This is a genomic window from Marinicauda algicola, assembly GCF_017161425.1.
Taxonomy (GTDB): Bacteria; Pseudomonadota; Alphaproteobacteria; order Caulobacterales; family Maricaulaceae; genus Marinicauda; species Marinicauda algicola.
Window position 1 is genome coordinate 2,144,248 of record NZ_CP071057.1, and the last position, 24,619, is coordinate 2,168,866.

General features: G+C 69.9%; 25 protein-coding genes. 15 read left to right on the plus strand and 10 right to left on the minus strand.

Annotated elements, in window-relative coordinates; translation table 11 throughout:
• Nucleotides 1-6: 6 nt before the first annotated feature.
• The gene (locus JW792_RS10630) at nucleotides 7-963 is read right to left on the minus strand and encodes a calcium/sodium antiporter (protein ID WP_135995868.1); all 957 of its coding nucleotides are present in this window, start codon (nucleotides 961-963) and stop codon (nucleotides 7-9) included.
• Nucleotides 964-1,145: 182 nt separating this feature from the next.
• On the opposite strand from JW792_RS10630, the gene msrA reads away from it, so the two are divergent.
• Nucleotides 1,146-1,808 (plus strand): peptide-methionine (S)-S-oxide reductase MsrA, encoded by a 663-nt coding sequence (msrA, locus tag JW792_RS10635; RefSeq protein WP_135995867.1) that lies wholly within the window; start codon nucleotides 1,146-1,148, stop codon nucleotides 1,806-1,808.
• 437 nt (nucleotides 1,809-2,245) lie between these two features.
• Here the strand turns inward: msrA and JW792_RS10640 are convergent, their stop codons facing one another.
• Nucleotides 2,246-3,172: an acetamidase/formamidase family protein gene (locus JW792_RS10640; RefSeq protein ID WP_135995866.1), complete on the minus strand. Its 927-nt coding sequence runs from the start codon at nucleotides 3,170-3,172 to the stop codon at nucleotides 2,246-2,248.
• 105 nt (nucleotides 3,173-3,277) lie between these two features.
• Here JW792_RS10640 and JW792_RS10645 point away from each other — a divergent pair, with 105 nt between their 5' ends.
• The 3 genes from JW792_RS10645 (at nucleotide 3,278) to JW792_RS10655 (ending at nucleotide 5,670) form a co-directional block, all read left to right on the plus strand.
• Nucleotides 3,278-3,946 (plus strand): HAD-IB family phosphatase, encoded by a 669-nt coding sequence (locus tag JW792_RS10645; protein ID WP_135995865.1) that lies wholly within the window; start codon nucleotides 3,278-3,280, stop codon nucleotides 3,944-3,946.
• Nucleotides 3,947-4,035: 89 nt separating this feature from the next.
• The gene (locus JW792_RS10650) at nucleotides 4,036-4,782 is read left to right on the plus strand and encodes a 2OG-Fe(II) oxygenase (RefSeq protein ID WP_135995864.1); all 747 of its coding nucleotides are present in this window, start codon (nucleotides 4,036-4,038) and stop codon (nucleotides 4,780-4,782) included.
• 30 nt (nucleotides 4,783-4,812) lie between these two features.
• Nucleotides 4,813-5,670, plus strand: a complete 858-nt coding sequence (locus JW792_RS10655; RefSeq protein ID WP_135995863.1) for a CHAD domain-containing protein — start codon at nucleotides 4,813-4,815, stop codon at nucleotides 5,668-5,670.
• 136 nt (nucleotides 5,671-5,806) lie between these two features.
• Here the strand turns inward: JW792_RS10655 and acnA are convergent, their stop codons facing one another.
• Complete coding sequence (acnA, locus tag JW792_RS10660; RefSeq protein WP_192900972.1) at nucleotides 5,807-8,485, minus strand: aconitate hydratase AcnA; 2,679 nt, start codon at nucleotides 8,483-8,485, stop codon at nucleotides 5,807-5,809.
• A 358-nt stretch (nucleotides 8,486-8,843) separates the two neighbouring features.
• Between acnA and ccmA the strand changes: the two genes are divergently transcribed.
• Genes ccmA through JW792_RS10685 form a run of 5 tightly spaced genes read left to right on the plus strand, consistent with a single transcriptional unit; the run spans nucleotide 8,844 to nucleotide 11,682 of the window.
• The gene (gene ccmA, locus JW792_RS10665; protein ID WP_135995861.1) at nucleotides 8,844-9,443 is read left to right on the plus strand and encodes a heme ABC exporter ATP-binding protein CcmA; all 600 of its coding nucleotides are present in this window, start codon (nucleotides 8,844-8,846) and stop codon (nucleotides 9,441-9,443) included.
• Nucleotides 9,440-10,108, plus strand: a complete 669-nt coding sequence (locus JW792_RS10670; protein WP_135995860.1) for a heme exporter protein CcmB — start codon at nucleotides 9,440-9,442, stop codon at nucleotides 10,106-10,108. Before ccmA ends, JW792_RS10670 begins: the two co-directional genes overlap by 4 nt.
• A gap of 55 nt (nucleotides 10,109-10,163) precedes the next feature.
• Entirely contained in the window at nucleotides 10,164-10,916 is a 753-nt protein-coding gene (locus JW792_RS10675; protein ID WP_135995859.1) for a heme ABC transporter permease, read from the plus strand.
• A complete protein-coding gene (gene ccmD, locus JW792_RS10680) occupies nucleotides 10,913-11,143 on the plus strand; it encodes a heme exporter protein CcmD (protein ID WP_135995858.1) in 231 nt (76 codons plus the stop codon). The genes JW792_RS10675 and ccmD overlap by 4 nt, the downstream gene beginning before the upstream one ends.
• Nucleotides 11,140-11,682: a DsbE family thiol:disulfide interchange protein gene (locus tag JW792_RS10685; RefSeq protein ID WP_135995857.1), complete on the plus strand. Its 543-nt coding sequence runs from the start codon at nucleotides 11,140-11,142 to the stop codon at nucleotides 11,680-11,682. The genes ccmD and JW792_RS10685 overlap by 4 nt, the downstream gene beginning before the upstream one ends.
• Before the next feature lie 3 nt (nucleotides 11,683-11,685).
• Here the strand turns inward: JW792_RS10685 and JW792_RS10690 are convergent, their stop codons facing one another.
• The gene (locus tag JW792_RS10690; protein ID WP_135995856.1) at nucleotides 11,686-12,225 is read right to left on the minus strand and encodes a MarR family winged helix-turn-helix transcriptional regulator; all 540 of its coding nucleotides are present in this window, start codon (nucleotides 12,223-12,225) and stop codon (nucleotides 11,686-11,688) included.
• A 123-nt stretch (nucleotides 12,226-12,348) separates the two neighbouring features.
• Here JW792_RS10690 and JW792_RS10695 point away from each other — a divergent pair, with 123 nt between their 5' ends.
• Genes JW792_RS10695 through JW792_RS10705 form a run of 3 tightly spaced genes read left to right on the plus strand, consistent with a single transcriptional unit; the run spans nucleotide 12,349 to nucleotide 14,482 of the window.
• Nucleotides 12,349-12,888 (plus strand): NUDIX hydrolase, encoded by a 540-nt coding sequence (locus JW792_RS10695; RefSeq protein ID WP_135995855.1) that lies wholly within the window; start codon nucleotides 12,349-12,351, stop codon nucleotides 12,886-12,888.
• Nucleotides 12,889-12,944: 56 nt separating this feature from the next.
• Nucleotides 12,945-13,712 carry a hypothetical protein gene (locus tag JW792_RS10700; RefSeq protein WP_135995854.1) on the plus strand — a complete coding sequence of 256 codons (768 nt, stop codon included), beginning with the start codon at nucleotides 12,945-12,947 and terminating at the stop codon, nucleotides 13,710-13,712.
• Between the two features lie 47 nt (nucleotides 13,713-13,759).
• Nucleotides 13,760-14,482: a DUF1223 domain-containing protein gene (locus JW792_RS10705; RefSeq protein ID WP_135995853.1), complete on the plus strand. Its 723-nt coding sequence runs from the start codon at nucleotides 13,760-13,762 to the stop codon at nucleotides 14,480-14,482.
• Here JW792_RS10705 and JW792_RS10710 read toward each other — a convergent pair.
• The 4 genes from JW792_RS10710 to JW792_RS10725 are packed head-to-tail and all read right to left on the minus strand — an operon-like array spanning nucleotide 14,457 to nucleotide 18,839.
• Nucleotides 14,457-15,491, minus strand: a complete 1,035-nt coding sequence (locus tag JW792_RS10710) for a DUF4340 domain-containing protein (RefSeq protein WP_135995852.1) — start codon at nucleotides 15,489-15,491, stop codon at nucleotides 14,457-14,459. The two genes, JW792_RS10705 and JW792_RS10710, sit on opposite strands and share 26 nt — an antisense overlap.
• Complete coding sequence (locus JW792_RS10715; protein ID WP_135995851.1) at nucleotides 15,488-17,332, minus strand: GldG family protein; 1,845 nt, start codon at nucleotides 17,330-17,332, stop codon at nucleotides 15,488-15,490. Before JW792_RS10715 ends, JW792_RS10710 begins: the two co-directional genes overlap by 4 nt.
• Nucleotides 17,329-18,069: an ABC transporter permease gene (locus JW792_RS10720; protein WP_135995850.1), complete on the minus strand. Its 741-nt coding sequence runs from the start codon at nucleotides 18,067-18,069 to the stop codon at nucleotides 17,329-17,331. Before JW792_RS10720 ends, JW792_RS10715 begins: the two co-directional genes overlap by 4 nt.
• Nucleotides 18,066-18,839 (minus strand): ABC transporter ATP-binding protein, encoded by a 774-nt coding sequence (locus tag JW792_RS10725; RefSeq protein ID WP_135995849.1) that lies wholly within the window; start codon nucleotides 18,837-18,839, stop codon nucleotides 18,066-18,068. The genes JW792_RS10720 and JW792_RS10725 overlap by 4 nt, the downstream gene beginning before the upstream one ends.
• A gap of 416 nt (nucleotides 18,840-19,255) precedes the next feature.
• Here JW792_RS10725 and JW792_RS10730 point away from each other — a divergent pair, with 416 nt between their 5' ends.
• The gene (locus tag JW792_RS10730) at nucleotides 19,256-19,591 is read left to right on the plus strand and encodes a DUF2794 domain-containing protein (protein WP_135995848.1); all 336 of its coding nucleotides are present in this window, start codon (nucleotides 19,256-19,258) and stop codon (nucleotides 19,589-19,591) included.
• Nucleotides 19,592-19,663: 72 nt separating this feature from the next.
• On the opposite strand, the gene JW792_RS10735 is transcribed toward JW792_RS10730, so the two are convergent.
• Nucleotides 19,664-20,425, minus strand: a complete 762-nt coding sequence (locus JW792_RS10735) for a Bax inhibitor-1/YccA family protein (RefSeq protein ID WP_135995847.1) — start codon at nucleotides 20,423-20,425, stop codon at nucleotides 19,664-19,666.
• A gap of 196 nt (nucleotides 20,426-20,621) precedes the next feature.
• Between JW792_RS10735 and thpR the strand changes: the two genes are divergently transcribed.
• Both thpR and JW792_RS10745 read left to right on the plus strand, forming a co-directional pair.
• The gene (gene thpR / locus JW792_RS10740) at nucleotides 20,622-21,191 is read left to right on the plus strand and encodes an RNA 2',3'-cyclic phosphodiesterase (protein WP_135995846.1); all 570 of its coding nucleotides are present in this window, start codon (nucleotides 20,622-20,624) and stop codon (nucleotides 21,189-21,191) included.
• 73 nt (nucleotides 21,192-21,264) lie between these two features.
• Complete coding sequence (locus JW792_RS10745) at nucleotides 21,265-23,472, plus strand: prolyl oligopeptidase family serine peptidase (protein WP_135995845.1); 2,208 nt, start codon at nucleotides 21,265-21,267, stop codon at nucleotides 23,470-23,472.
• 60 nt (nucleotides 23,473-23,532) lie between these two features.
• On the opposite strand, the gene JW792_RS10750 is transcribed toward JW792_RS10745, so the two are convergent.
• Nucleotides 23,533-24,564: an endonuclease/exonuclease/phosphatase family protein gene (locus tag JW792_RS10750; protein WP_206340782.1), complete on the minus strand. Its 1,032-nt coding sequence runs from the start codon at nucleotides 24,562-24,564 to the stop codon at nucleotides 23,533-23,535.
• Nucleotides 24,565-24,619: the final 55 nt, after the last annotated feature.

Sequence of the window (24,619 nt, forward strand, 5' to 3'; positions counted from 1 at the left end):
CGCGCCTCAGACCGCCCCGCTCCAGGCGAGCCAGGCGATATAGGCCGCGTAGAGCACCAGCAATATCCCGCCCTCGCGCCGGTCGATCTTCGCCCCGGTGGTGGCGAAGGCGATCAGCAGGCCGCTCGCGGCGAGCATGACCAGGAGGTCGAGGCCGGCCAGGCGCGCGGGCACCTCGAACGGGGTCACCAGCGCGGCGACGCCGAGAATCCCCAGCCCGTTGAAGATGTTCGAGCCGATGATGTTGCCGAAGGCGAGATCGCCCTCGCCCTTGCGCGCCGCGCTGATCGAGGCGGCGAGTTCGGGCAGCGAGGTGCCGACCGCGACGATGGTCAGCCCGATCACGGCCTCCGACACGCCGAGCGCGGTGGCGATGTCGACCGCGCCGGACACCAGCCGGTTCGCCCCGATCAGGAGCAGCACGAGCCCGCCGAGCGTGAAGACCAGGGCCAGGGCCACGCCGTCGGCCGGGCTCACCATGCCCGCCTCGCGCTCGTGCAGCGCGGCGGCGGCGTCACGGGTTCTCCGGTCGAGCCAGTAGGTCAGGCCGATATAGACGAAGAGGGCGAGCACGAGCCCGGCGCCCGTGACCCGGTTCATCGGCAGGAAGGCGAGCGCGCCGGCCATGACCAGCATGGCGAGCGCCAGCGAGGTGCCGTCGCGCCGGAAGGCGGCCGGATCGACGATCACCGGGGCGAGCGCGGCCGAGGCGCCGAGGATCAGCAGGATGTTGGCGATGTTCGATCCCACCACATTGCCCACGGCCACTCCCGGCGAGCCGGAGAGCGCGGCCTGGACCGAGGTGATGAGCTCGGGCGCGGAGGTGCCGAAGCCGACGATGACCGCGCCGATGACGAGCGGGGACACGCCGAAGCGGCGCGCGAGCCCGGTCGCCCCGCGCACCAGGATTTCCCCGCCGACGAACAGCAGGACGAGACCGATCAGCACATAGAGGTAGGACATGCGTTCCCCGCTGGAAGACTGCGACGCGCCGGCACCCGGCCGGCACGAGCTATGGAGAAAATCTCGCGCTTGTGAAGAGGGTTCCGCGCATCCCCGCTGACGAACGCGTTCCGGCGCACTATGTAGACGCCGACGCGCGCACATCCCCACCTGCCGCCGCGCGCCCGACTGGAGGTTAAGCCATGGCCCTGTTCTCCGATCCGCGCTGGAAATCCGAGCTCGTCCCTGCCGACCAGGCCCTGCCCGGCCGTCTGCAGGCGGTGCCCACCGCCTCGACCCATTTCGTCACCGGCCGGCCGATGAAGGGCGAGATCCCCGAGGGCCTGGAAGAGATCCAGCTGGGGATGGGCTGCTTCTGGGGCGTGGAACGCAAGTTCTGGCAGCTGCCCGGCGTGTATCTCACCGCGGCCGGCTATGCCGGGGGCATCACCCCGAACCCGACCTACGAGGAGGTCTGCTCGGGCAAGACCGGCCATGCCGAGGTCGTGCGCGTGGTCTACGACCCCAGGCAGCTCCCGGTCGAGGACCTGCTGAAGGTCTTCTGGGAGAATCACGACCCCACCCAGGGCATGCGCCAGGGCGGCGATGTCGGCACGCAGTACCGCTCGGCGATCTACTATACGAGCGAGGCCCAGAAGACGGCCGCCGAGCTGACGCGCGAAGCCTATCAGAATGCGCTCACGGCCGCCGGCAAGGGCAGGATCACGACGGAGATCCGCGAGGCCGGCCCGTTCTACTACGCCGAGGAGTATCACCAGCAATATCTCGCCAAGAACCCGGGCGGGTATTGCGGCATCGGCGGCACCGGCGTCGCCTGCCCGATCGGCACGGGCGTCTCGGCCTGACGCCCTGTCCCCGGCGGGGATAGCGGGAAAACCGACTCCTACAACGACTACCGCCCTCGCCGCGCCCTTGCAGGGCTGAAAGCCCGGGCGGTAGTCGTGGGAGGATCTGTCTCGCCGGAGCGCCATGCGTGAGAGTCCCCTCCCCCGGTTTTTCCGCGGCCGCGGGATGCGGCGCGGGCGCGGGGAGGCGGCATTATAGGGGCGGATGAGGGACAGGCGGATTAAGTGTCCCCGCGGCGACAGGTGAGTGCTAGCGTCTTCGCACCGCTCAGGAAACGCGCCGCCTCCCGCCCTCCGCGCCTCCGCGCCGAAAGGCGGGCTCCAGGGAGCGAGGAATGGCATCGTCTGATGCCGGCGCCCCGGCTCTGGGGCCCGGCACAAGGCCGGGCAGGCCGATCATCATGATGGCTCCGGGCGGCGGCGCCACATCCTGCCCCCTAATCCAGCCGCCCCAGCGGAAAGCTGAACGCCACCGTCCAGTTCGGCGCGTCCACGATCTGGGCGACGCGCAAGTCGCCGCAGACGCTGCACAGCAGGTAGGCGGCCTCGGGGCTGATGTTGCGCCTTCCGGTGAGCTCGTCGATCATCTGGCGTACCGCCGCACGGGCGGCTTCGGTGAGATCCGGGCCGATGCCGGTGGTGGTCACACGCGGCTCAGCGGCCGGCGGCAGGGTCTCGCCGGGCCGTTCGACGATGGGGAAGGCCGGGGCGGCGCCCTTGAGGAGTTCCACGGTGAAGCTGGCGCGCATCTCGGTCTCCACCGCCGTGCCGCACACCTCCCCGTCGCCCTGGGCGGCGTGGCCGTCGCCGAGGGACAGCAGGCCGCCCGGCGCCTCGACGGGAAGGATCACGCGAGACCCGGCGACGAGATCGCGGCAGTCCATGTTGCCCCCGGTGCGCCAGGGCGGGATCACCGGATGCGGGCCGGGCGTCCCGGGCGCGAGGCCGAGCGTGCCCATGAAGGGGTGGACCGGGGTCCAGGCGAGCCCGCCCGGCGCCTCGGCCCGGCTCGTGCCGCGCTCGATGGACCAGCGCCAGAACACCGGATCGGGAAAATCGTCGGCCAGAAGGCCGAAGCCGGGAATGTTCGCCGTCCAGCCCCAGCTGCCGGTGAGCAATTCCCTGATCGTCACCACGAGCGCGTCGCCGGGCTCGGCGCCGTCCACGGCAATGGGCCCGTTCATCGGATTGGCACGGCCGGGATCGAGCGCGGCGACGTCTTCCGGCGTGGAGTCCGGTTTCAGCTGGCCGTCGGCGGCATCCAGCGTCTGCGCGGTGACGCGCGCGCCGGGCGCGAGGGTGAGCGCGGGTTCGCGGCCGCGGTTCCAGTCGTGATGGCGGTGGTCGTGCAGGGTGTGGCGCATGCGTCCCGCCCTCCGGCCCGTTTGCAGCGGTCACGATCCGAACAGGCTGGCCCCCCGTTTCGATCCGCGTTAAGCCGTCCGCCCGCCGCCCGGAAGGAGCGCCCCGTGTCGCGTCTCGTCGTCCTCGATGTCGATTCCACCCTGCTCGCGGTCGAAAGCCTCGACTTCGCGGTCGAGCGCGCGCTGAAGGACGCCGAGGACGGGGCCGAGCGGGCCCGGCGCCTGTCGCAGATCACCGACCGGGGCATGGCCGGGGAACTCGATTTCCGCCAGTCGCTGGAAAAGCGCCTGGAGCTCGCCCGGCTCACCCGCGGCCAGGTCGAGGACGCGGCGCAGGCCTTGCGCGGCAAGGCAACGGACGGCATGGCCGAGCTGGTGGAGAAGCTGCGCGCGCGCGGGCGCGAGGTCTATGCGGTCTCGGGCGGGTTCCTGGACCTCGTCGGACCCGCGCTCGCCGAACTCGGCTTCTCCCACGGCGAGATGCGGGCGAACCGCTTCGTCTACGAGGGCGAGCGCGTGGCCGGCTTCGACCGCGACAACCCGCTTTCGCGCAATGGCGGCAAGGCTCATGTCGTGGCCGCGCTGAAGGCCCTGACCGGGCGCGACAGCGCGGTGATGGTCGGCGACGGCATCACCGATTACGAGGCCTTCGCGGGCGGGGCAGCCGACGCCTTCATCGGCTTCGGCGGCGTGGTCCACCGCGAGGCGGTGGCGGCGAAGGCCCCGGCCTATGCGCGCGACGTGAAGGAGCTGGAGCGCCAGCTCCTGGGCTAGGGCGAAAGCGCTTGCGCGCCGGCCACGCGCACCCTAAATGCGCGCTCCTGCCGGCCGGCGATCGCGCCGGCCCCCAGGAGCATCCGGCCATGGCGCTGGCGACCCTCCCGCCCTTCTTCGGCGAGAACCTCACCCTCGATCTGCTGGCCCGGCTGGAAAGCCGCGGATGGGCCCATGCGCCGGGCGCGCTCGATGCGGGCCTCGTCGGCGAGCTTCGCGCCGAATGCGTCGCGATGGCCGCGGCCGGCGCGTTGAAGACCGCCCGCATCGGGCGAGGCGAGGCGCTGGCGAAGGATACCGGCTTCCGCAAGACGCAGATCGCCTGGCTCGACGGGTCCACCCCGGCCCAGCGCGCCTTCCTCGACGGCGCCGAGGCGCTGCGCCTGCAGATCAACCGCGCCCTCTATGCCGGCCTGTTCGAGTTCGAGGCCCATTTCGCGGCCTACCCCGAGGGCGGGTTCTACAAGCGCCATCTGGACGCATTCACCGCGCCGGTGAAGGGCTCGACGCCGGCGGCCGTGCTCGGCCGGCGCGCGGAACGCTCGCGCATCGTCTCGCTCGTCGCCTATCTCGACGACGCCTGGACGCCGGGCGATGGCGGCGAGCTCGCGGTGTGGGAGCACGTGCCGCTGGACGCCGACGGGCGGCCCGATCTCGACCGTCTGGACGGCGTGCCGCCCGCGGCGATACTGGAACCGCGCGCAGGCAGCCTCGTTCTGATGATGAGCGAGCAGATCCCGCACGAGGTGCGCCCGGCCTTCGCCCCGCGCCACGCGATCGCGGGCTGGTGGCGGGTCAATGCGAGCCTGGGCGGGATCGTCGACCCGGGACGCTGAACGTTCACGGCGAGCGGAAGGGGAGGCCGCGTGACGCAGACGCTTCGAAAAGGCGAGGACCTCAACGCGATCGGCGCGCTGATGCGGGCCGAGATCGCGAACGCGCGCGACGCGCTGGCCCTCGTGGAGCACGATTCCGTCCTCGCCATCCACGAGGCGCGGAAGGCGATCAAGAAGGCCCGCTCGAACGCGCGCCTCATCCGCAAGGGCGACAAGAGCGCCTCCAAGCGCATCAACGCGGCGGGACGGCGCGCCGCGCGCGTGCTCGCCGAAGCGCGCGATGCCGACAGCCTGGAACAGATCGCGCGGGCGGCCGCGATCAGGTGCGGGAACGAAAAGCTCGCGCAGGTGCTGCGCGAGGAGGCCGAGCGGGCCCGCGCGGAGGGGCGGCGGATCGACCGGCTCGCGGCCGCCGCGCAGTGCCGCGAGGCGCTCGACGCGATGGAGGCCGAAATCGCCCGGCTCGGCAAGGCGCCGTTCGAGGATCCCGATGCGGTGATGGCCGAGGGGCTGGCGCGCACCTACGCCTGTGCCCTGCAGCGCCTCGACGAGGCCCGGGAAAATCCGACCGGCCACACCCTGCACGAGCTTAGAAAGCGGGTGAAGGACTGGCGCTATCACGCGGTGGCCTGCAAGCACGTCTGGCCGGGCGGGGTGAAGCGCAGGAAGAAGAAGGCGAAAGAGCTCGCCGACACGCTCGGCGACCACCACGATCTCTGCCGCCTCATAGACCGCCTCGACGACCGCCGGGACGAAGGCCACGACGCGGCCATCGCCGAGCTGAAGACCGCCTGCGACGCGCTCGCCGAGACGGCGCTGAAACAGGCCGAAGAGGTGTTCACCAAAGGCAAGTCCGACGCGAGGGACGCGCTGAAGGACGCGGTGTAGGGGCGAAATCCCCTGTCATGGCCCGGCTTGACCGGGCCGCCCATGCCTCTCCGGGGATAAGGTGTGCCGCGTCGAAGTTACGACCTGGGTCCCCCGGCCGATGCTGCGCATCGCCGGGGGATGACAGGGCCGTGGACTACGCCGCCGCGCGCTGCCTCAGCACGTAGTGCAGGATGCCGCCATTGTTGACGTAGTCGAGCTCGTTCTCGGTATCGATCCGGGCCATGAGTTCGGTGGTCTTCGTCGAGCCGTCCTCGAACGTCACGGTCATCTTCACCGTGCCGCGCGGGGAGAGGCCCTCGATACCCTCGAGCGAGACCGTCTCCTTGCCGGTGATGCCGAGGCTCTCCCAGCTCTCGCCGTTCCGGAAGACGAGCGGGACGACGCCCATGCCGATCAGGTTGGAGCGGTGAATGCGCTCGAAGCTCTCCGCGACCACGGCCTTGACGCCGAGCAGGCGCGTGCCCTTCGCCGCCCAGTCGCGCGAGGAGCCGGTGCCGTATTCCTTGCCGCCGAACACCACCAGGGACCGGCCCTCGGACTGGTACTTCATCGCCGCGTCGTAGATCGGCATCTGCTCGCCGGAGGGGTAGTGCACGGTGACCCCGCCTTCCACGCCCGGCACCATCTGGTTCTTGATGCGGATATTGGCGAAGGTGCCGCGCATCATCACCTCGTGATTGCCGCGGCGCGCGCCGTAGGAGTTGAACTCGCGCGGCTCCACGCCGTGCTCCTGGAGATACCGGCCCGCCGGGCTCGAGGCCTTGATCGAACCGGCCGGGGAGATGTGGTCGGTGGTGATGGAATCCCCGAACAGGCCGAGGATGCGCGCATCCGAAACGTCCTTCGGCGGGGTGACGTCCATCGTCATCCCCTCGAAGAAGGGCGGGTTGGCGACATAGGTGCTCTCCGGCCAGTCATAGGTGAGCCCGCCGGCGGTCTCGATCTTCTGCCACTGCTCCTCGCCCTTGAAGACGTCGGCATAGCGCTCGGCGAACATCTCGGGCGTGACCGCCTCGCGTACCGTTTCCGCGATCTCCGCGGACGAGGGCCAGATGTCCTTCAGATAGACCGGCTGGTTGTCCTCGTCGTACCCGATCGGATCCTCGGCGAGGTTGATGTTCATCGTGCCGGCGATGGCGTAGGCGACCACGAGCGGCGGGGAGGCGAGATAGTTCGCGCGCACGTCCGGGTTCACGCGGCCCTCGAAATTGCGGTTGCCCGAAAGCACAGAGGTCGCCACGAGGTCGCCCTCGGCGATGGCTTTCGAGATCTTCTCCGGCAGCGGGCCGGAATTGCCGATGCAGGTCGTGCAGCCATAGCCCACGAGCTGGAAGCCGAGCGCGTCGAGATCATCCTGCAGGCCCGCCTTGGCGAGATAGTCGGTCACGACCTGGGAGCCCGGGGCGAGCGAGGTCTTCACCCAGGGCTTCACGGTGAGCCCGCGCTTCAGGGCGTTGCGCGCCACCAGGCCGGCGCCGAGCATGACGGACGGGTTCGACGTGTTGGTGCACGAGGTGATCGCGGCGATCACGACGTCGCCGTGGCCGATCGAATAGGTCTCGCCTTCCACCTCGACGCGGCGATTGCCGTCCTCGAGCTTGCCGAACTCGCGGTCGAGCTCGGTGGCGAAGGCGTCGGCGGCATCCTTCAGCGCGACGCGATCCTGCGGGCGCTTCGGGCCGGCGAGGGACGGTTCGACCGTGGAGAGGTCGAGTTCGAGCGTGTCGGTATAGACCGGGTCGGTCGTGCGCGCCGGGCGGAACATGTCCTGCGCCCTGGCATAGGCCTCGACCAGCTTGACGCGGGACTCATCGCGGCCGGTGGAGCGCAGATAGTCGATCGTCTCGTTGTCGACCGGGAAAAAGCCGCAGGTCGCGCCGTATTCGGGTGCCATGTTGGCGATGGTCGCGGAATCCTCCAGCGAGAGATGGTCGAGGCCCGGCCCGTAGAACTCGACAAACTTGCCGACGACGCCCTTCTTGCGGAGCATCTGGGTGACGGTGAGCACGAGGTCGGTCGCCGTCGCGCCCTCGGGCAGGCGCCCGGTCAGCTTGAAGCCGACCACTTCCGGGATGAGCATGGAGACCGGCTGGCCGAGCATGGCCGCTTCCGCCTCGATGCCGCCGACACCCCAGCCGAGCACGGCGAGGCCGTTGACCATGGTGGTGTGGCTGTCGGTGCCCACCAGCGTGTCGGGATAGGCGTAGGTCGTCCCGTCCTCGTCCTTGGTCCAGACCGTCTGGGCGAGATATTCGAGATTGACCTGGTGGCAGATGCCGGTGCCCGGCGGGACGACGCGGAAATTGTCGAACGCGCTCGCGCCCCATTTCAGGAACTTGTAGCGCTCGCCGTTACGCTCGTACTCGCGCTCCACGTTCTTCTTGAACGCGTCGGCGGTGCCGAAGACATCGACCATCACCGAGTGGTCGATGACGAGATCGACCGGGACCAGCGGATTGACGTCCCTGGGATCGCCGCCGAGCTGCCGGGTCGCGTCGCGCATGGCGGCGAGGTCCACCACTGCCGGCACGCCGGTGAAGTCCTGCATCAGCACGCGCGCCGGGCGGTAGGCAATCTCGTGATCGCTCCTGCCGGTCTCGGTCCAGGCCGCGATCGCCTCGATATCGGCCCTGGTGACCGTCTTTCCGTCCTCGAAGCGCAACAGGTTCTCCAGCAGGACCTTCAGCGTGTAGGGCAGCTTCGAGACGCCGGACAGACCGTTCTTCTCCGCCTGCGTGAGGTCGAAATAGGTGTAGGTCTTGCCGTCCACTTCGAGTTCGCGGCGGCACTTGAAGCTGTCCAGAGATGCCATGATCGGTCCTTGTCCTTGCCTGGTGCGCGAGGGCGCGGCGGGGGTGCCGCGTCTCGCGCGTGACAGATACGCCGGAGCGACGCGGTGTCCATCCGGCCTTGGTCGTAACGGTTCGCGCGCGTTTTAGCGCCACAGCGGGCCTGCCGCAATGCGCCGCGCGTCCCATGATCAGGCTGTGATTGCGGATGAATGTCATTCTCGGAAGAAGGGCGCCGGCACAGGAGACCGGCAGGCTGGCCAGCGGCGTCCGGCAGCGGCTTTCCGGTACAGGCACCCCCGGCGCAAGCGGCAGGCGAAGCGCCGGCGGTAGGCCGTGGACCGTTTGCCCTTTCGGGAACAATCGCGTAATCGCTCGGCCATGACGACCGCGCCCGCCCCTGCCCTGATCTCCGCCGCCGGCGTGTCGCTGGAGCGCGGCGGTCGCACGCTGCTGACGGGCATCGGTCTCGCGGTCGCGCCCGGCGAGGCGCTGATCGTTCACGGGCCCAACGGGTCGGGCAAGACCACGCTCCTGCGCGCGCTCGCCGGTCTGGTGCGCCCGGCGGCCGGGTCGATCACCCGCGTGGAGGCAGGCGAGGTCGCGTTCCTGGGCCATGCCGACGGGCTGAAACCCGCCGAGACGGTCGGGGAGGCACTGGGCTTCTGGGCGAAGCTGTTCGGCGCGGACGCGATGGCGGTCGAGGACGCGATGGCGAGCTATGCCATCGCCCATCTTTCCCGCCGCGGCTGCGACCGGCTCTCGGCCGGCCAGCGCCGGCGCGTCGCGCTCGCCCGCGTCCTGCTGTCCGGGCGCAGGCTCTGGCTGCTCGACGAGCCCGCCGCTCCGCTCGATGCGCGCGGACGGACCCTCTTGGCGCGCGCCGTGGAGCGCCACTGCGCGCAAGGCGGGGCGGTGGTCTCCGCGACCCATGTCGATCTCGGCTGGACCCGGGCGCAGGTGCTGGAGCTCGGCGCATGAACCCGCTGCTGGCCCTCTTCGCGCGCGAAATGCGCCTCGCCTGGGCGGGCGGGGGCGGCGCGGCCGGGCCGGCCGCGTTCAATCTCGCCGCCCTCAGCCTCGCCCCGCTCGCCATCGGTCCGGCGCCGGAGATCCTCACCGCCGCGGCGCCCGGCATCATCGCGTTCGCCATGCTGCTCTCCACCCTGCAGAGCTCGGAGCGCCTGTTCGGGGAGGACGCCGCCGACGGCACGCTGGAGCTCTACCTGCTCTCCGGACAGGGCTTCACCCTGGTGTGCCTGGCCAAGACACTCGCCTTCGCCCTGGCCGTATTCTGGCCCGCCCCGGTCATCGCGGCGCTCGCCGGAATCGCCTACGGCATGAGCGTGGAGGCGAGCCTCGTGCTCGCGCTCGGGCTCGCGCTGGCCGCGCCGGGCCTCGCCCTGCTCGCCGGCTTCGCCGGGGCGCTCGCGGCCGGGGTGAAGCGGGCCGGCCTGCTCATCGCGCTCATCGCCGCCCCGCTGCAGGTGCCGCTGCTCGTGTTCGCCGCCGGGGCCGGGCGCGCCGCGCTCGACCAGACCGGAACGGCCGGGGCGAACCTGATGCTCGCCGCCGCGGTCTCCCTTGCCGCCCTCGTCCTCGCCCCGGCGGGAATCGCCGCGGCTCTGAAGGCGCGCCTGGAATAGCTGCGGCCGCATGACGCTTGCCCTCGCCGTGCCGCGGTCTTAAGTCGGCGGACAGATGATCAGCTATCTCGCCAATCCCGAACGCTTCGACCGGCTCGCCCGCGCGCTCATCCCGTGGGGCTGGAGCCTGACCGTGCTGCTGTTCGCGGCCGGCCTGCCCTGGGCGCTCGCGTTCAGCCCGCCCGACTACCAGCAGTCGGAGACGGTGCGCATCATGTATGTCCACGTGCCGGCCGCCTGGCTCGGGCTCGCCGCCTATGCCGGCCTCGGCGTGGCGAGCTTCGTCTATTTCGTCTGGCGCCATAACCTCGCCGATCTCGCCGCGCGCGCCATCGCCCCGGTCGGGGCGGTGTTCACCGCGCTCTGCCTCGTCACCGGCGCGCTGTGGGGAAAGCCGACCTGGGGGGCCTGGTGGGTGTGGGATGCACGCCTGACCTCGATGCTGGTGCTGCTGCTGCTCTATCTCGGCTACATGGCCCTGCGCGCGGCGCTGGAGGACGAGCGCCTCGCCGCGCGCGCCGGAGCGATCCTCGCGATGGCGGGGCTGATCAACCTGCCGGTCATCAAGTTCTCCGTGGACTGGTGGAACACGCTGCACCAGCCGGCCAGCGTGTTCCGCCTCGACGGGCCGACGATCCATGCCAGCAAGCTCTGGCCGCTCTCGGTGATGGCGCTCGCCTTCACGATGCTGCTGGCCACGCTGATCCTCGTCCGCATGCGGACCCTGCTGCTGACGCGCCGCGCCGAGGCGCTGGAGCGCGCGCGCGAGCGCAGGCTCGAGGCGGTCGCGCGGGAGGCCGGGGCATGATCGAGTTTCTCGCCATGGACGGCTATGCCGGTTTCGTCTGGACGAGCTATGGCCTGACCGCGCTCGCCGCGGGCGGGCTCGTCTGGTGGGCGCTCTCCGGGCGCGCGCGGGCACGGGCGCGGCTTGCGCGCATCCAGGCCAGCGCGGCGCGGGACTCCCTCGGGGGCGAAGATCCGCTCGCCCGGGGCGATGCGCCCGACAGCGGCAAGACGGGGCATGCGCCATGAGCCGGGTCCTGCTGTGGGCGCCTCTGGGCTCGATCGCCCTGCTGGTCGCGATCTTCGCGATCGCCCTGCTCGCGCCGGCCCCCGAGGCGTCCGATCCGCTCAAGGACGAACCCCTGCCGGCCCTGCCCCTGCAGGACTTCGCCGGCCCCTATCCCGGCTTCGAGCCGGAGGACATCGAGGGGCCATACCTGCTCAATGTGTGGGCAAGCTGGTGCCCGCCCTGCCGGGTCGAGCATCCCTTCCTGATGCAGCTCGATGCGGAGGGAAAGCCGATCTACGGCATCGTCTACAAGGACGATCCGGTCGACGCGATCGGGTTTCTCGACGAGCTCGGCAATCCGTTCACGGCGCTGATGGCCGACCCCGAGGGCCGGGCCGGGCTGGAACTCGGCCTGACCGGCGCGCCGGAAACCTTCCTGGTGGACGAGGCCGGAGTCGTGCGCGCGCGCTGGCGCGGGGCGCTGTCCGAACCGGTCTGGATCCGGCATTTCGAGGATGAGTGGCAGGCGGCGCTGGCACGCGCGGCCGCGGCCGGCTGAAACCTATTTCTTCTTTTTCTTCTTGTCCTTGGACTTCTTCTTCTTGTCCTTGGCCTCGGCCTTCTTCCTGGCCTTCTTGGCCTCGGCCTTCAGCGCTTCCTCGTCGAGTTCGATCGTGCGGGCGATGCGTGTCAGGCTCTCGACGAAATTCGCGCGCTTGCCCTTGGGCAGGGCAGAGAGAATCGCCTCGTCGGCCGCCTTCGCCCCGGCGAGCGCCGTCTCGTAGAGCTTGCGGCCCTCGTCGGTGAAGCGCACCGAATTGGCCCGCGCATCGCCGGGCGCGCGCTCGCGCAGCAGCAGGCCCTTGGCGGCCATGCGCGCGACGAGTTCGGCGAGTGTCGAGCGGTCGATGCCGGTCGCCCGCACGAGCTGGGTCTGCGTCAGGCCTTCCTCCTCGGCGACCGCGGTGAGCACCGCGAACTGGCGCTGGGTGATCTGCACCCCGCCGGTGGCCTCGTTGAAGCGGTCCGCGGCGAATTGCTGGGCCCTGTGCAGCAGGTGGCCCGGCGAGGCCGACAGGTCGAAACGGGCTTCATCGGACATAGTTTTCCCCACTGTCCGGTGACGGAATGACGGGTACGCTAGCTGGGAATTGTCACAAATCAATGTCAAATTTGTCTGCGCACGGAAAATGGCGGAGCGGCGCGAAGGACGGCAGGACGGGCCATGACCGACCACTCGATTGATTTCAAAAGCGAAGTCCCCGAGGGCGACGACCGCATACGGCGCATCTGCCGCACCTGCGGCTTCATCGACTATGTCAATCCCAAGCTCGTCGCCGGCGCGGTGGTGAGCGACGGGCAGGGCCGCATCCTGATGGCGCGCCGGGCGATCGAGCCGCGCTCCGGCTTCTGGACGCTTCCGGCCGGCTACATGGAAGAAGGCGAGACGGTCGAGGAGGCCGCGCGGCGCGAGGCCTTCGAGGAGACGCGCGCCAGGATCGAGATCGTCGACCTGCTGGGCATCTATTCCGTCCCGCGCATCAGCCAGGTGCAGATTTTCTTCCGGGCCAGGCTCGCCGAGCCGGGCATCGCCGCCGGGCCGGAGAGCGAGGCGGTCGGCTTCTTCGGCTTCGAGGACATTCCCTACGACCGGCTCGCCTTCCCCAGCGTCCGCTGGGCGATCGAGGACTTCCGTGAACGGATCGGGCAGCGCGTCTGCGTGCCGGCGATGAGAAGCCAGAGCGCCGATCTGAAACCGTATTGAGCCGATTTTCCTGGCGCCTCAGGTGGCGACAGCGCTAGATTGAGCGCATGAGGCGAATGCGCAGACGGATCAGGCGGCGCGAGGCCGGGGCGTTCTTCGAATCCGCGGTCGACGGGGCGTTTCTCGGTTTCCTGGTGATCTTCGCGCTGCTCTGGCGGCTGCTCCACATCTTCATCGACGCGAGCTTCACCTGCGGCGCGCGCCAGCGCTTCTGGATGCACGGCTATCAGTGGGGCACTTCGCTGCTGGAGATGTTCGGCTGGGCCTTCCTCCTGCTCACCCTTGCCTGGGTCGGGGTCTTCCTGGTGCCGCGGCGGCGCCCTCGGCTCGGCTGGCGGATCACGGAAGCCGCGCTGCTGTTCTTCGTCTGGCTGAGCTGGGGGCTGAACTGGAGCGGCTATTTCCCCTACGGCACGGTGGCGCAGATCACCCAGCCGGTGATGGCCGTGCTCTATCGCACGCCGTTGTTCGCGACGGCCTTCCTCGCGGAGGAGGAGACACCCTATTTCCTCGGCGCCGACGGTGAGTTGCATACCTATGATCTTCCACCCTCCCCGCCCCTGCCGGAGGCCGGCCATATGCTCGGCACGCGGTTGCCGGGCAATGTCTTCTACGGGTTCGGCTGCTCGTGTCTCAGCGTTGGCGAACTGGACATCAACCAGGCCCATCGGCGGCGCGATGCCATCCTCGCGACCGGCATAGAGCCGCACCCGGAGTATTTCGCACGCTGGGCAGAGCTTCCGCCCCTGGCGCAGGAACCCGCCTGGTGCCCCCTGCCCGGCGACCCGATCGGCGGCTGGCCGGACGGGCACACGCGCCCATAACGCCTGTGTGATTTCCAAACGCGGCGCGGCGCGCTTAAATAAGAACCATGTTCGCATGGCCCCTGATCCTCGCCGCGCTCGCGCTGGCCCAGCATCCGCCCGCCGGTCCCGCCCCGGCGCGCGGGCCGGTGGTGGTGGAGCTGTTCACCAGCCAGGGCTGCGGCATGTGCCCGGACGCCAACCGCCTGCTCGCCGATCTCGCCTCAGAAAACCAGGACGTGCTCGCGCTCGCCTGGGGCGTCAGCTACTGGGACATGTATGGCTGGGAAGACCGCTATGCCCGGCCCGAATTCAACGCGCGCCAGGAGGCCTATGTCGCCGCCGGCGAGGCGCACCGGGTCTATACCCCGCACTTCGTGATCAACGGCGCGCCGAAGAAGTTCCGCTTCCGCCCGGAAACCATCCGCGAAGCGGTGGAGGCGGAGACCGGCGTGCCGCTCGCCCCCCGGGTCGCGCGCGTCTCGCCGTCCTCGGTCAGCGTCGCCTTCACCGGCCCGGACCGCGAGAGCCCGGCGGAAGTCTGGCTCGCGGCCTACGAGCCGGGCCTCGTCACCATGCGCATTGAGGGCGGCAACAATGCCGGGACGGAGATGCCGCATTTCAACATGGTCCGCGCGCTGACCGAGCTGCCGGCCTGGGACGGGGGCGAGTACCGGGTGCTCGACGAGACCGCCTGCCCGGCAGATCTCGCCTGCGCCGTGCTGATCCAGGCCTTCTCCGGGGGGCCGATCCTGGGCGCGGCGTCTATTCCTGCGGCAGCGGCGGATTAGGCTCGGCGAGCCCGGTCAGCGGCCGGGTCATGCGCTCGTAGGCGTCCGCGCTCACCTCGAAGGCCCAACCCTCAGCCCTTGCGTCGAAATGGGCGGCGCGCTCGGCGGCATCGTCGGCGGCCGCACTGACCTCGAGCCGCGCCCAGCGCGCGTCTGCGTCCGCGTGGAAGGTGTAGGCATAGGCGAGCCCGCCGAACGTGACGGCGGCATGGGCCGCGACCGGAGCGCCTTCGAGCGTGTCGGCCGGGCGCACGTCGCGGAAGCGCACCCGCGCGCCGGCGACCGCCACGCCGTTGCCGGCACCGGAGGTCACGAGCCGCCAGCCGCGCGGCTCGCGCAGCTCGAAATTGCGCGCGCTGAGCCCCGGCTTGGCGAGCGCATAGGCCGGACCGGTCTCGGGCTGGACGCGCGCGCGCGCGACCCCGGCCGGGTCGAGATCGAAGAAGTCGAGCCCGAGCCAGCGGTCGACCGCGTCGAGATCGGGCAGGCTGCCGGCGGCGGCGAAGGCGCGCTCGGAAAAGGCGGGACGCAGGTACAGCCCGTCCTCGCCGCGCTCGTCCCCGATCAGCAGATCGGCCAGCACGCGTCCCTCGGCGTCGGCGATGGTCAGGCGCACCGCCTCTCCGCCCTCGCCGGGCGCCACCAGGCCGAGCCGGGCGAACTTGTCCGGATCGCGCGTCATCGCGGCGGAGAAGCGCAGGCCGGACAGCGCCGCGTCGAGCTCGGCGATGCGGTCGGGGCGCACCGGATAGCCGCCGCGGCTCGGCATCACCCAGCCCTGGTCGGTGCGCAGCAGGCTGAACTGGACGTCGCGGGCGACGATCTCGATGCGGCTCGCCAGGGCCGCCTGCTCGCGCCAGTCCGGCAGGACCGGCCCGGAGACCCCGGGACGCTCGGTGAGGCTCGCATCGCGCCACACCGCGCCGATGCCGAGCAGCAGGGCGGCGACACCCGCCGCGGCGAGGGCGAGCGCGATGCGCAGGCGTTTGCGGGCCGGTGTGATACTCATCGCGGCCTCCGGCGGCGTAGCAGCAGAAAGACGAACCCGGCGAGCAGCACGAGCACGGGCGGAACCCAGACCGTCCAGAACAGGAGGGCGCGCTCGAGGGCGTCGATCTCGACGCGGAAGCCGCGCTCGATGTCCCTCAGGCGTTCGCGGGCCTCCAGGATGCGGGCACGCAGGGCCTCGGCCTGCCCGGTCTCGGCGGCCGCCGCGCCGGACAGGGCGGAGCCCGCGCCGGTCCGGTTCAGGGCCTCGAGCTCGGCCTCGGCGGCGGCAAGCTCGGCGCTGAGTTCCTCCTGCAGGGCGAGATAGCGCGCCTCGGCCTCGGCCCTGAGGTCTTCGACCCGGACCATCGGGCGGGCCGAGCTGGACCGCGATCTCAGCGAGACGAGGGCCGGATCGCCGGCGAGCGCATCGGCGAGATTGAGGATCAGGGCCAGATTGTCGGCGACGATCCGGTCGCCCTGGACCGGATCGGGATTGATGAAGAAGGCCGGATCGAACAGGTCGGCATCGGCGATCAGTATGATCTCCGCCGCGCCGTCGCTTCGAGCGCGATGGGCCGCCGGGTCGAGGGCGAGCTCACCGGCCGGCGGACCGTCCGGAAAGGCACTGGCGAGCGGGCCGGACAGCCGCGCGGCGAGCGCGAGCGGGGCGTCGGGCGCGATCTGGTAGATCGCGGCCAGCTCGTCCGGCGAGGGCGAGCCCGCGGCGAGGTCCGCGTCGAGGCGCGCGCCCTCCGGGCTCGTCGCGAGGATGGCGGAGAACGCCGTCGCGGCGCCCTCGAGCGGGCGCAGGACGCCGGGCGAGCCGACATTCACCCCGCGCGAGAGCGCGGCGACGGGCGGGAAGCCCGTGCTCATCCCGCCTGGCGGCACGGAGAACCAGAGCGGATAGGCCCGCATGCGGGTGCGCCCGCCCTCGTTGATCTGGACGGGCAGCCCGTGGCGGCGGTCCATCGCCACGACGGTGGGATCGTAGGCCGCGCCCCAGGCAGGCAGGAGGCGGGGCAGAGCGCTGTCGCGCTCGGCACGCAGCGGCGGCAGCCCGTCCGGGCCGGGCTTGAGCGCGACATGGGCCATCGGATCGAGCGCGGCGAGCACCCGGCCGGTGCGCAGCGCGAACTGGTCGACGAGATAGGTCTGCGCCTCGGTGAGCGCGGGCGGGTGCAGCAGGAAGAGCGCGTCGGCCTCGGGGATCGCCTCGAAGGTCTCGTCCAGCCAGACGAGGTCGTAGGCCGCGGCGAGCTCGTCGATCACCGGGTTCGGGGATGCGCCCTGCGCATCCGGGGCGAAGGGCAGCGAGGAGATCACCGCGATCACCGGCGTGCGCGCGCGGTCGAGTTCGGCGATGAGCCTGACGATCTCGTATTCCAGGCGGGCCTCCTCGGCCGGGTCGAAGAAGGCCACGGTGCGCCGGTCGTCGACCGCGTTGTGCCCGATGAGGCCGAAGAAGAGCTGGCCGCCCTCCTCGGTCGGGACGGGCTCGAGCCCGGCCGCGATGGCGCGGTCCTCGGCGGGCGAGAACGGTTCCGGATCGACCTCGTCGAGACGCACCATGCCGTCCGAACGCGCCGCGATGGTACGCAGCATCTCGCGCACCCGGGCCGCATAGGCGCGGATCGCGGGATAGCGCGCCGCCTCCTCGCGCGAGTAGACGAAATCGAGCTGTACCGGCTCCTCGATGCGTTCCAGAACCTCCAGCGTGCCCGGGCTCAACCGGTAGAGGCCGCGCTCGGTGAGGTCGAGGCGCACCGAATCCAGCACCACGCCGGTGAACAGGTTGAACCCGGCGAACAGGGCGATCAGCCCGGCGAGGACGAGGGCGAGGAAGCGCGGCGCACTCATCGGCCCGCTCCCCGGCGCGCATCGATCAGGGTGATGGCGAGAGCGAGGCCGAGCGCCATGAGGCTGATGAAGTAGACGAGGTCGGCGAGCGAGAGCACGCCTCGGCGCAGCGACTCGTAGCGCGCCAGGGCGGACAGCTCGGCAAGCGCCTCGGCGAACGCGCCGGGCAGTCGCGCCGACAGCGCGTCGAGCACGAAGGGCAGGCCCGCCACGGTGATGAGGAAGCACGCCCCGACGCCGAGCACGAAGGCGACGACCTGGTTTCCCGTGACCGCCGAGAGCGCCTGGCCGAGCGCGAGATAGCCGCCGGCGATGAGCAGCGTGCCGATATAGGCCGTCGCGATCGCGGCATTGTCCGGATTGCCGAGATAGTTCATCGCGATCCACATCGGGGCGGTGAGCGCGATCGCGCAGGCCGCGACGGTCCAGGCGGCGAAAAACTTGCCCCCGGCCGCCGCCCAGAGCGGGATCGGCGCGGCGAGCAGCATTTCCAGCGTGCCGTGATCGCGTTCTTCCGCCCAAGCGCGCATCGCGAGCGCGGGCATCAGCACCAGCAGGAGCCAGGGCATGTAGTCGAAGAGCGGGGCGAGATCGGCGCGCCCGGTCTCGAACAGGCGCCCGACCTGCCAGGCGAAGCTTGGCGCGGCGAAGGCGAACACCACGAGGAAGACATAGGCGAGCGGGGTCTCGAAATAGGCCGCCAGCTCGCGCCGGTAGACGGCGTAGAGCGCCCTCACGCGGCCGCCTCCTTCCGCCCGATGGCGGAGGTGTCCTTCGCCCTGATGCTTTCGTGGGCGGCGCGGGTGAGGGCGCGGAAGGCCGAGCCGATCGTGCCGTCCTCGCCGATCTCGGCGAGCTTCTGCGGCGTGTCGTCGGCGAGGATGCGCCCGTCGGCGATCACCGCGGCGCGCGTGCAGATGGCGTCGACCTCGTCGAGCAGGTGGGTGGAGATGATGATCGCCTTGTGCGCGGCCATCTCGCGGATCAGCGAGCGCACCCCGTCCTTCTGGTTCGGATCGAGCCCGTCGGTCGGCTCGTCGAGGATGAGGATGGGCGGATCGTGGGCGATCGCGGCGGCGAGCGCGGCGCGCCGCTTGTAGCCCTTCGAGAGCGTGGCGATCGCCTTGTCGGCGGCGGCCCCGACGCGGGCGCGGTCGAGGGCGAGCGTCTCGGCACGCTTCAGCCCGGCGCCGGAGAAGCCGCGCGCGCGCAGGTGGAAGCGGACGAAGCCGCGCGGCGTCATCGCCGGGTAGGCCGGGGCGCCTTCCGGCAGATAGCCGAGGAAGCGCTGCGCCTCGCGCCGCTTCAGGCTGGAATCGTAGCCGTTGAGACTCGCCGCCCCGTCATCGGGCTCCAGGCATCCTGCCAGCATGCGCATGGTGGTGGACTTGCCCGCCCCGTTGGGCCCGAGAAATCCCAGAACCTCGCCGCGCCCCACGCTGAAGGAGACGTGGTCGACGGCCAGGTGGTGGCCGAAACGTTTGACGAGCCTGTCTGCGACGATCATGGCGGTCTGGCCGATCCCTCTCTGCCGAACTCTGCCCGTCCCCCGCGCGGCTCTAGCGATAGCGGGAAACGCGCCAGTGCGCCACCGGTCTAGCAGGCAGACTCTCGCCAAATCCTGAAAGGCACGCAAAAGGGGAAGGCGCGCCCGGGGAAGCAGGCGCGCCTTCGTGAGGGGATATCGTGAGCGAATAGGAGCGTCGGCCGATCCAGCCGCTCGATCCGGGGGGCTGGGGGGGCTGTGAAACCAGGATCGGAGCGTTTGGGTTACCGAACCGGCCGACAGGTGCCAGACTGCTGCTTGCGTTTGGCACGTCAGGGGCCAGAATGTGTCGACAATGGGGCGCTGCATGAAATGTTGGTAACCTGACCGCGAGCAGGCAGGATACCACCGTGCAGAGCTCACCAGCGGGAGGCGTCATGATCCCAACGATGGCCGGCCGGCGCGAGGACGGCGTCATGTTCGACAGGCCCGAGCTGGATGCGATCCTGAGGGTCTACGGCTTCATGGTCGCCGCCGGGGAATGGCGCGACTACGCGATCGACGGGCTGAAGGACCGCGCCGAGTTCGCCGTCTTCCGCCATGCCAGCGAAGTGCCGATCTACCGAATCGTGAAGACCCCCGACGAGGCCCGCCGCCAGGGCGCCTACAAGGTGGTCGCGGCCTCGGGCCAGATCCTGAAGCGCGGCCAGGATCTCAAGCAGGTCCTGAAGGTCTTCGACCGCCAGCTGGTGCGCCTGGCGGCGAACGATTGAAGGGGTCCCGTCAAAGAAAAACGCCCCGGCGCGAGCCGGGGCGTCTTCGTTTCGGGTCCGATGAGCGGCGCGCTATTCGCGGTTGCCGAGCATCATCAGGATGACCTGGAACATGTTGATGAAGGCGATGTAGAGGTTCAGCGCGCCGTAATAGGTCATCACGGCCATCGAGCGCTCGTCGCCCGCGATCTCGTTGTACATCAGCTTCAGCGATTGCGTCTGCCAGGCGACCACGCCGGCCATCAGGCCGAGAATGGCGAACTGGATCAGCCACTGCAGGCCGGAGCTTTCCAGGAAGAAGACGTTGATCAGGCTGATCAGCACCACGCCGATGATGCCCATCACCAGGAAGGCGCCGATCGGCTGCAGGTTGGTCTTCGTGGTGTAGCCCCACAGCGACAGGCCGAAGAAGGCCGCCGCGGTGATCGCGAAGGCCTGCGCGATCGTGCCGAAGGTGACCGAGACCGCACCGGTCAGGGTCTGGGCCACCTGGCCGCCCGTGGCCATCATCACCCACACGCCGAGGCCCATGCCGATCAGGGAGACGACGGCCCAGTAGAGCACCGCCGCCCCGAGCGGGGAGGGATTGCGCATGAAGAACATCGAGCCGAACAGCAGGACGAGCGGGCCGAACTGGACGACGTAGAGCAGCGGCGTGCCGAACACGAGCTGGGTGACGGGCGTCACCGTGCCGACCACGTAGGCGAGGACCGCCGACAACAGCAGGCCCAGGCCCATCTTGTTGTAGACCCCGAGCATGAAGCTGCGCAGGCCTTCGTCACGCGAGGTGTCGAGCGTCTGCGCGCCATAGGTCGTGCGCGAATACTGGTTCATGTTCGTTCTCATACCCACTTGTTGGGCCCGCCGGTCCGAGGCGAGCATCGCCCATGAATATCAGGTGCCGCGCGGGCAAATTCAAGGAAAACCGGCTGCGACACGCGCGTCTATTCCCTTGTCCGGCTAGGGATTTCGCCGCGCCGGGCGCGCCGGGCGCTTGACTTCGCAGTCCGCGCCGCGAGGTTTGGGGGTCATGAGCCTTCGCGTCTTCACCGCCCTGCCCATCCCCGAAGAGGTCGCCGACCTCGTCGAGCCGCTGTGCAAGGGCGTGCCCGGCGCGAAATGGCGCCCGCGGGAGAATTTCCACATCACGCTCGCCTTCTACGGCGAGCTCGACGAGCCCGTGATCGAGGAACTCGACCACGAGCTCGCGCGCATCGAGATCGCCCCCTTCGCCCTGAAGCTGAAGGGCGCGAACCATTTCGGGAAGGACGAGCCGAGCTCGCTCTGGCTCGGCGTGGAGGCGCCCGGGCAGCTCGACGATCTCGCGCGCGAGTGCCGCAAGGCGGCCCGGCGCGTGGGTGTCGGCGTGGAAAAGCGGAACTACCTGCCGCACATGACCATCGCCTATATCGATCGCGAGGAGCTCGATCTCGGCAAGCTGCGCGGTTTCGAGCAGCGCCTGAACCTCTTCGAGACCGAGCCCTTCATCGCCGACCGCTTCTATCTCCACTCCAGCTATCAGCGTAAGCGCGGACCGAATGACTACCCGGTCGAGGCCGAATACCCGCTCGAGCACCCGACGCGGCGCGAGGTCGGCTGAAGGCAACGGGACTTGGCGCGCGGCGCCGCGGCGTGTTTGATGGTGCGATATCGTCCACCGGGGAGACCAGACCATGCGCCATGCGCGCCGATTCCTGACCGCTTCGGCGGCCCTTCTCGCCCTCGCCGCGTGCGAGCAGCCAGAAACCGACACCGAGACCGAGACCGCCGAGACGGAGCAAGCCGGCATGACACAGGACCCGCCCGCCGAAGGCGTGGCGCTGAACACCGCGATCCAGAACGGCGAGACACCGCTGACCTTCCTGGAAGAGGTCGAGGGCGAGGCCGCCCTCACCTTCGCGCGCGAGGCAAACGAGAAGTCGCTCGGCCGGCTGCAGGCCGATCCGCGCTACGACACGCTGTTCAACGAGGCGCTGGAAATCCTGCAGAGCGACGCGCGCATCCCCTATGTCAGCGTGCGCGGCGGCGCGCTGTACAATTTCTGGCAGGATAGCGAGCACACGCACGGCCTGTGGCGCAGGACGACGCTGGAGAGCTATCTCACCGACAGCCCGCAATGGGAGGTCGTCCTCGATCTCGACGCGCTCGCCGAGGAAGAGGGCAGGAACTGGGTCTGGCGCGGGGCGGACTGCCTGCCGCCCGCCTACGATCGCTGCATCCTGACCCTGTCGGACGGCGGCTCGGACGCGGCGGTGCGCCGCGAGTTCGACGTCGCCACGCAGAGCTTCGTGGACGGCGGCTTCGTCGTCGAGGAGACCAAGGGGTCGACCACCTGGATCGACGAGGACACGCTGATGATCGCGACCGCGCTCGATCCGGCGGAGACGACGAGCTCGGGCTATCCCTTCGTGGTCAAGCGCTGGAGCCGCGGCACGCCCATCGAGGCGGCCGAGACGATCCTCTCCGGCGATGCGAGCGATGTCGGGGTCTGGCCCGCCCGCCTGCAGCACGGCGACGGCCCGGCCTGGTTCATGGCGGTGGAGGCCGAGACCTTCTTCGAGAGCACCTACTGGCTGCTGTCCGGCGAGACCCGCGGCGAGCCGATCCGCCTGCCGGTGCCCGCCAAGTCGAGCCCGCAGGCCCTGTTCGGCGAGCAGCTGGTGATGAGCCTCGAGGAATCCTGGACGCCGGTCGAGGGCGGCGAGACCTATCCGGCCGGGGCCGTGGTCTCCTTCTCCCTGCCCGAGTTCGCGGCCACCGGGGAGCTTCCGGCCGTGCACGTGCTGCACGCGCCCGGCCCGCGCCAGTCGATCGGCGGGATCGGCACCACGGCGGACCGGCTGTTCATGGTGATCAACGAGAACGTCACCGGCAGTCTTGCCGCCTTCACCTTCGGCGAGGACGGCTGGACGAGCGAGGCGGTGGAAACCCCGCAGAACCTCGCCATCAACATGGCCGCCACGGACGATCATTCCGACATCGCCTTCGTCCAGGCCGAGGGCTTCACCACGCCGGACACGCTGTATCTCGTCGACAGCGAGAGCCTGTCGCTCGAGCCGGTCAAATCCCTGCCGCACTGGTTCGATGCCGAAGGCATAACCGTCGAGCAGCGCGAGGCCGAGAGCGCGGACGGCACGATGATCCCCTACTTCATCGTGCGCCCCGAGGGGCAGGACGAGCCGGGACCGACCCTGCTTTACGCCTATGGCGGCTTCCAGGTCAGCCTGACGCCGAACTATTCCGGCGTTGCCGGCAAGCTGTGGTACGAGCGCGGCGGCACCTATGTGCTCGCCAACATCCGCGGCGGCGGCGAGTTCGGCCCGGCCTGGCACCAGGCGGGGCTTCGCACCAACCGCCAGCGCATCTATGACGACCTGATCGCGGTCGCCGAGGCGCTGATCGAGGACGGCATCACCACGAGCGACCAGCTCGGCGTGATGGGCGGCTCCAATGGCGGCCTGCTGACCGGGGTGATGTACACCCAGCGCCCCGACCTGTGGGGGGCGGTGATCAGCCAGGTGCCGCTGCTCGACATGCTGCGCTTCCACCTGCTGCTCGCCGGGGCGAGCTGGCAGGACGAGTACGGCTTCCCCGACCAGAGCCCGGCCGAGCGCGATTTCCTGCGCTCGATCTCGCCGCTGCACAATGTCGATCCGGAAACGGACTATCCCCCGCTCTTCCTCCTGACCTCGACCAAGGACGACCGGGTCCATCCCGCCCATGCGCGCAAGATGGCCTACCTGCTCGAGGTGCTCGGCAAGGACGTGCTGTATTACGAGAACATCGAGGGCGGCCACTCGGCGGCCGCGAACCTGGAAGAGACCGCCCGGCGCAACGCGCTGGAATACACCTTCCTGATGCAGGAGCTGATGGACGGGTAGGCCGTCCGCCCCGCCGCTGACGAGCGAGATCCCGGGCCGCCCGCGCGGTCCGGGATTTCTTCACGAGCGCACCGCGAACTCGCACCAGAGCGGAAGGTGGTCGCTGACGCGCCAGCTCATCGATTGCGGCTTCAGCTTCGGATCGGCCTGGAACAGCAGGTCCTTGAAATTGAAGCCGCCGGCAGTGATGAACTCCATGCCCAGCGCGAAGCCGCTGTTCTGCCTGAACCAGGCGATCTGGTCGTAATATTTCGGCGGCTTGCCGTCGGCGGTGAAGGAGACCGTGCGCGGCGCGCCGTCGAGTTCCTCCGGGACATACAGCCCGGTGGACCTGAAGGCCTCGTCGTTCACATCGCCCTTATTGTCGATGTTGAAATCGCCGAGCAGCATGAGCGAGTGGCCCCAGCGCGCGGTATCCTTCGCCCAGTCCTTCATCCAGGCCGCGATGGCCTTCAGCTCCGGGGTGCGGTCCGCGTAGTCGTCCCCGTAGAGCACGTGCATGGTGACGAGGATGAAGGTCTCCCGGCCCGACCGGAAGCTGACTGCGTAGGGGCTGCGGGCGAACTGGCGGAACTGCGAGCCCGGCTCCACGCCCAGCTGTTCCAGCACGCGCGGATCGTCGGGCACGGTGAGCTCGCCGGCGAGGCCGGACAGCTGCACGCGCGAGGCGTCGAAGACGTAGGCCATGCGCTCGTCGTTTCCCGCCGAGCCGCGATTGACGTCGGTCATCAGGAACTGCCAGCCCGGGCCGAGCGTCTTCATCAGCTCGCGCAGCGCCTTGAAGTCGCCGCGCACCTCCTGCAGGGCGACGACGTCGAACCGGGAGATGATCTCGGCGATGTAGGCAAGGCCGCGCCAGTTGCGCTTCGGGCTGTCGTCCTCGCCCGAGCGCCAGGCTGGCGTCAGCCCGCCGAAGGCGCGCACGTTCCACGTCGCGACCAGGAGATTGCGCCCGACCGCGCGCTTGGCCGGAAGCTGCACGTCCAGCGCCTGCCGCAGGGCCTGGAGCTCGGCCCGCATCGCCTTGATGGCGGCCGCTTCAACGCCATCCTCGGACGCCGCCTTGCGCCAGTCCGGAAGCCCGCCGCTCATGAGAGTCTCTCCCCAGCCGTGAGGCGAACAGACTACATCCAAAAGCTGCAGCTTG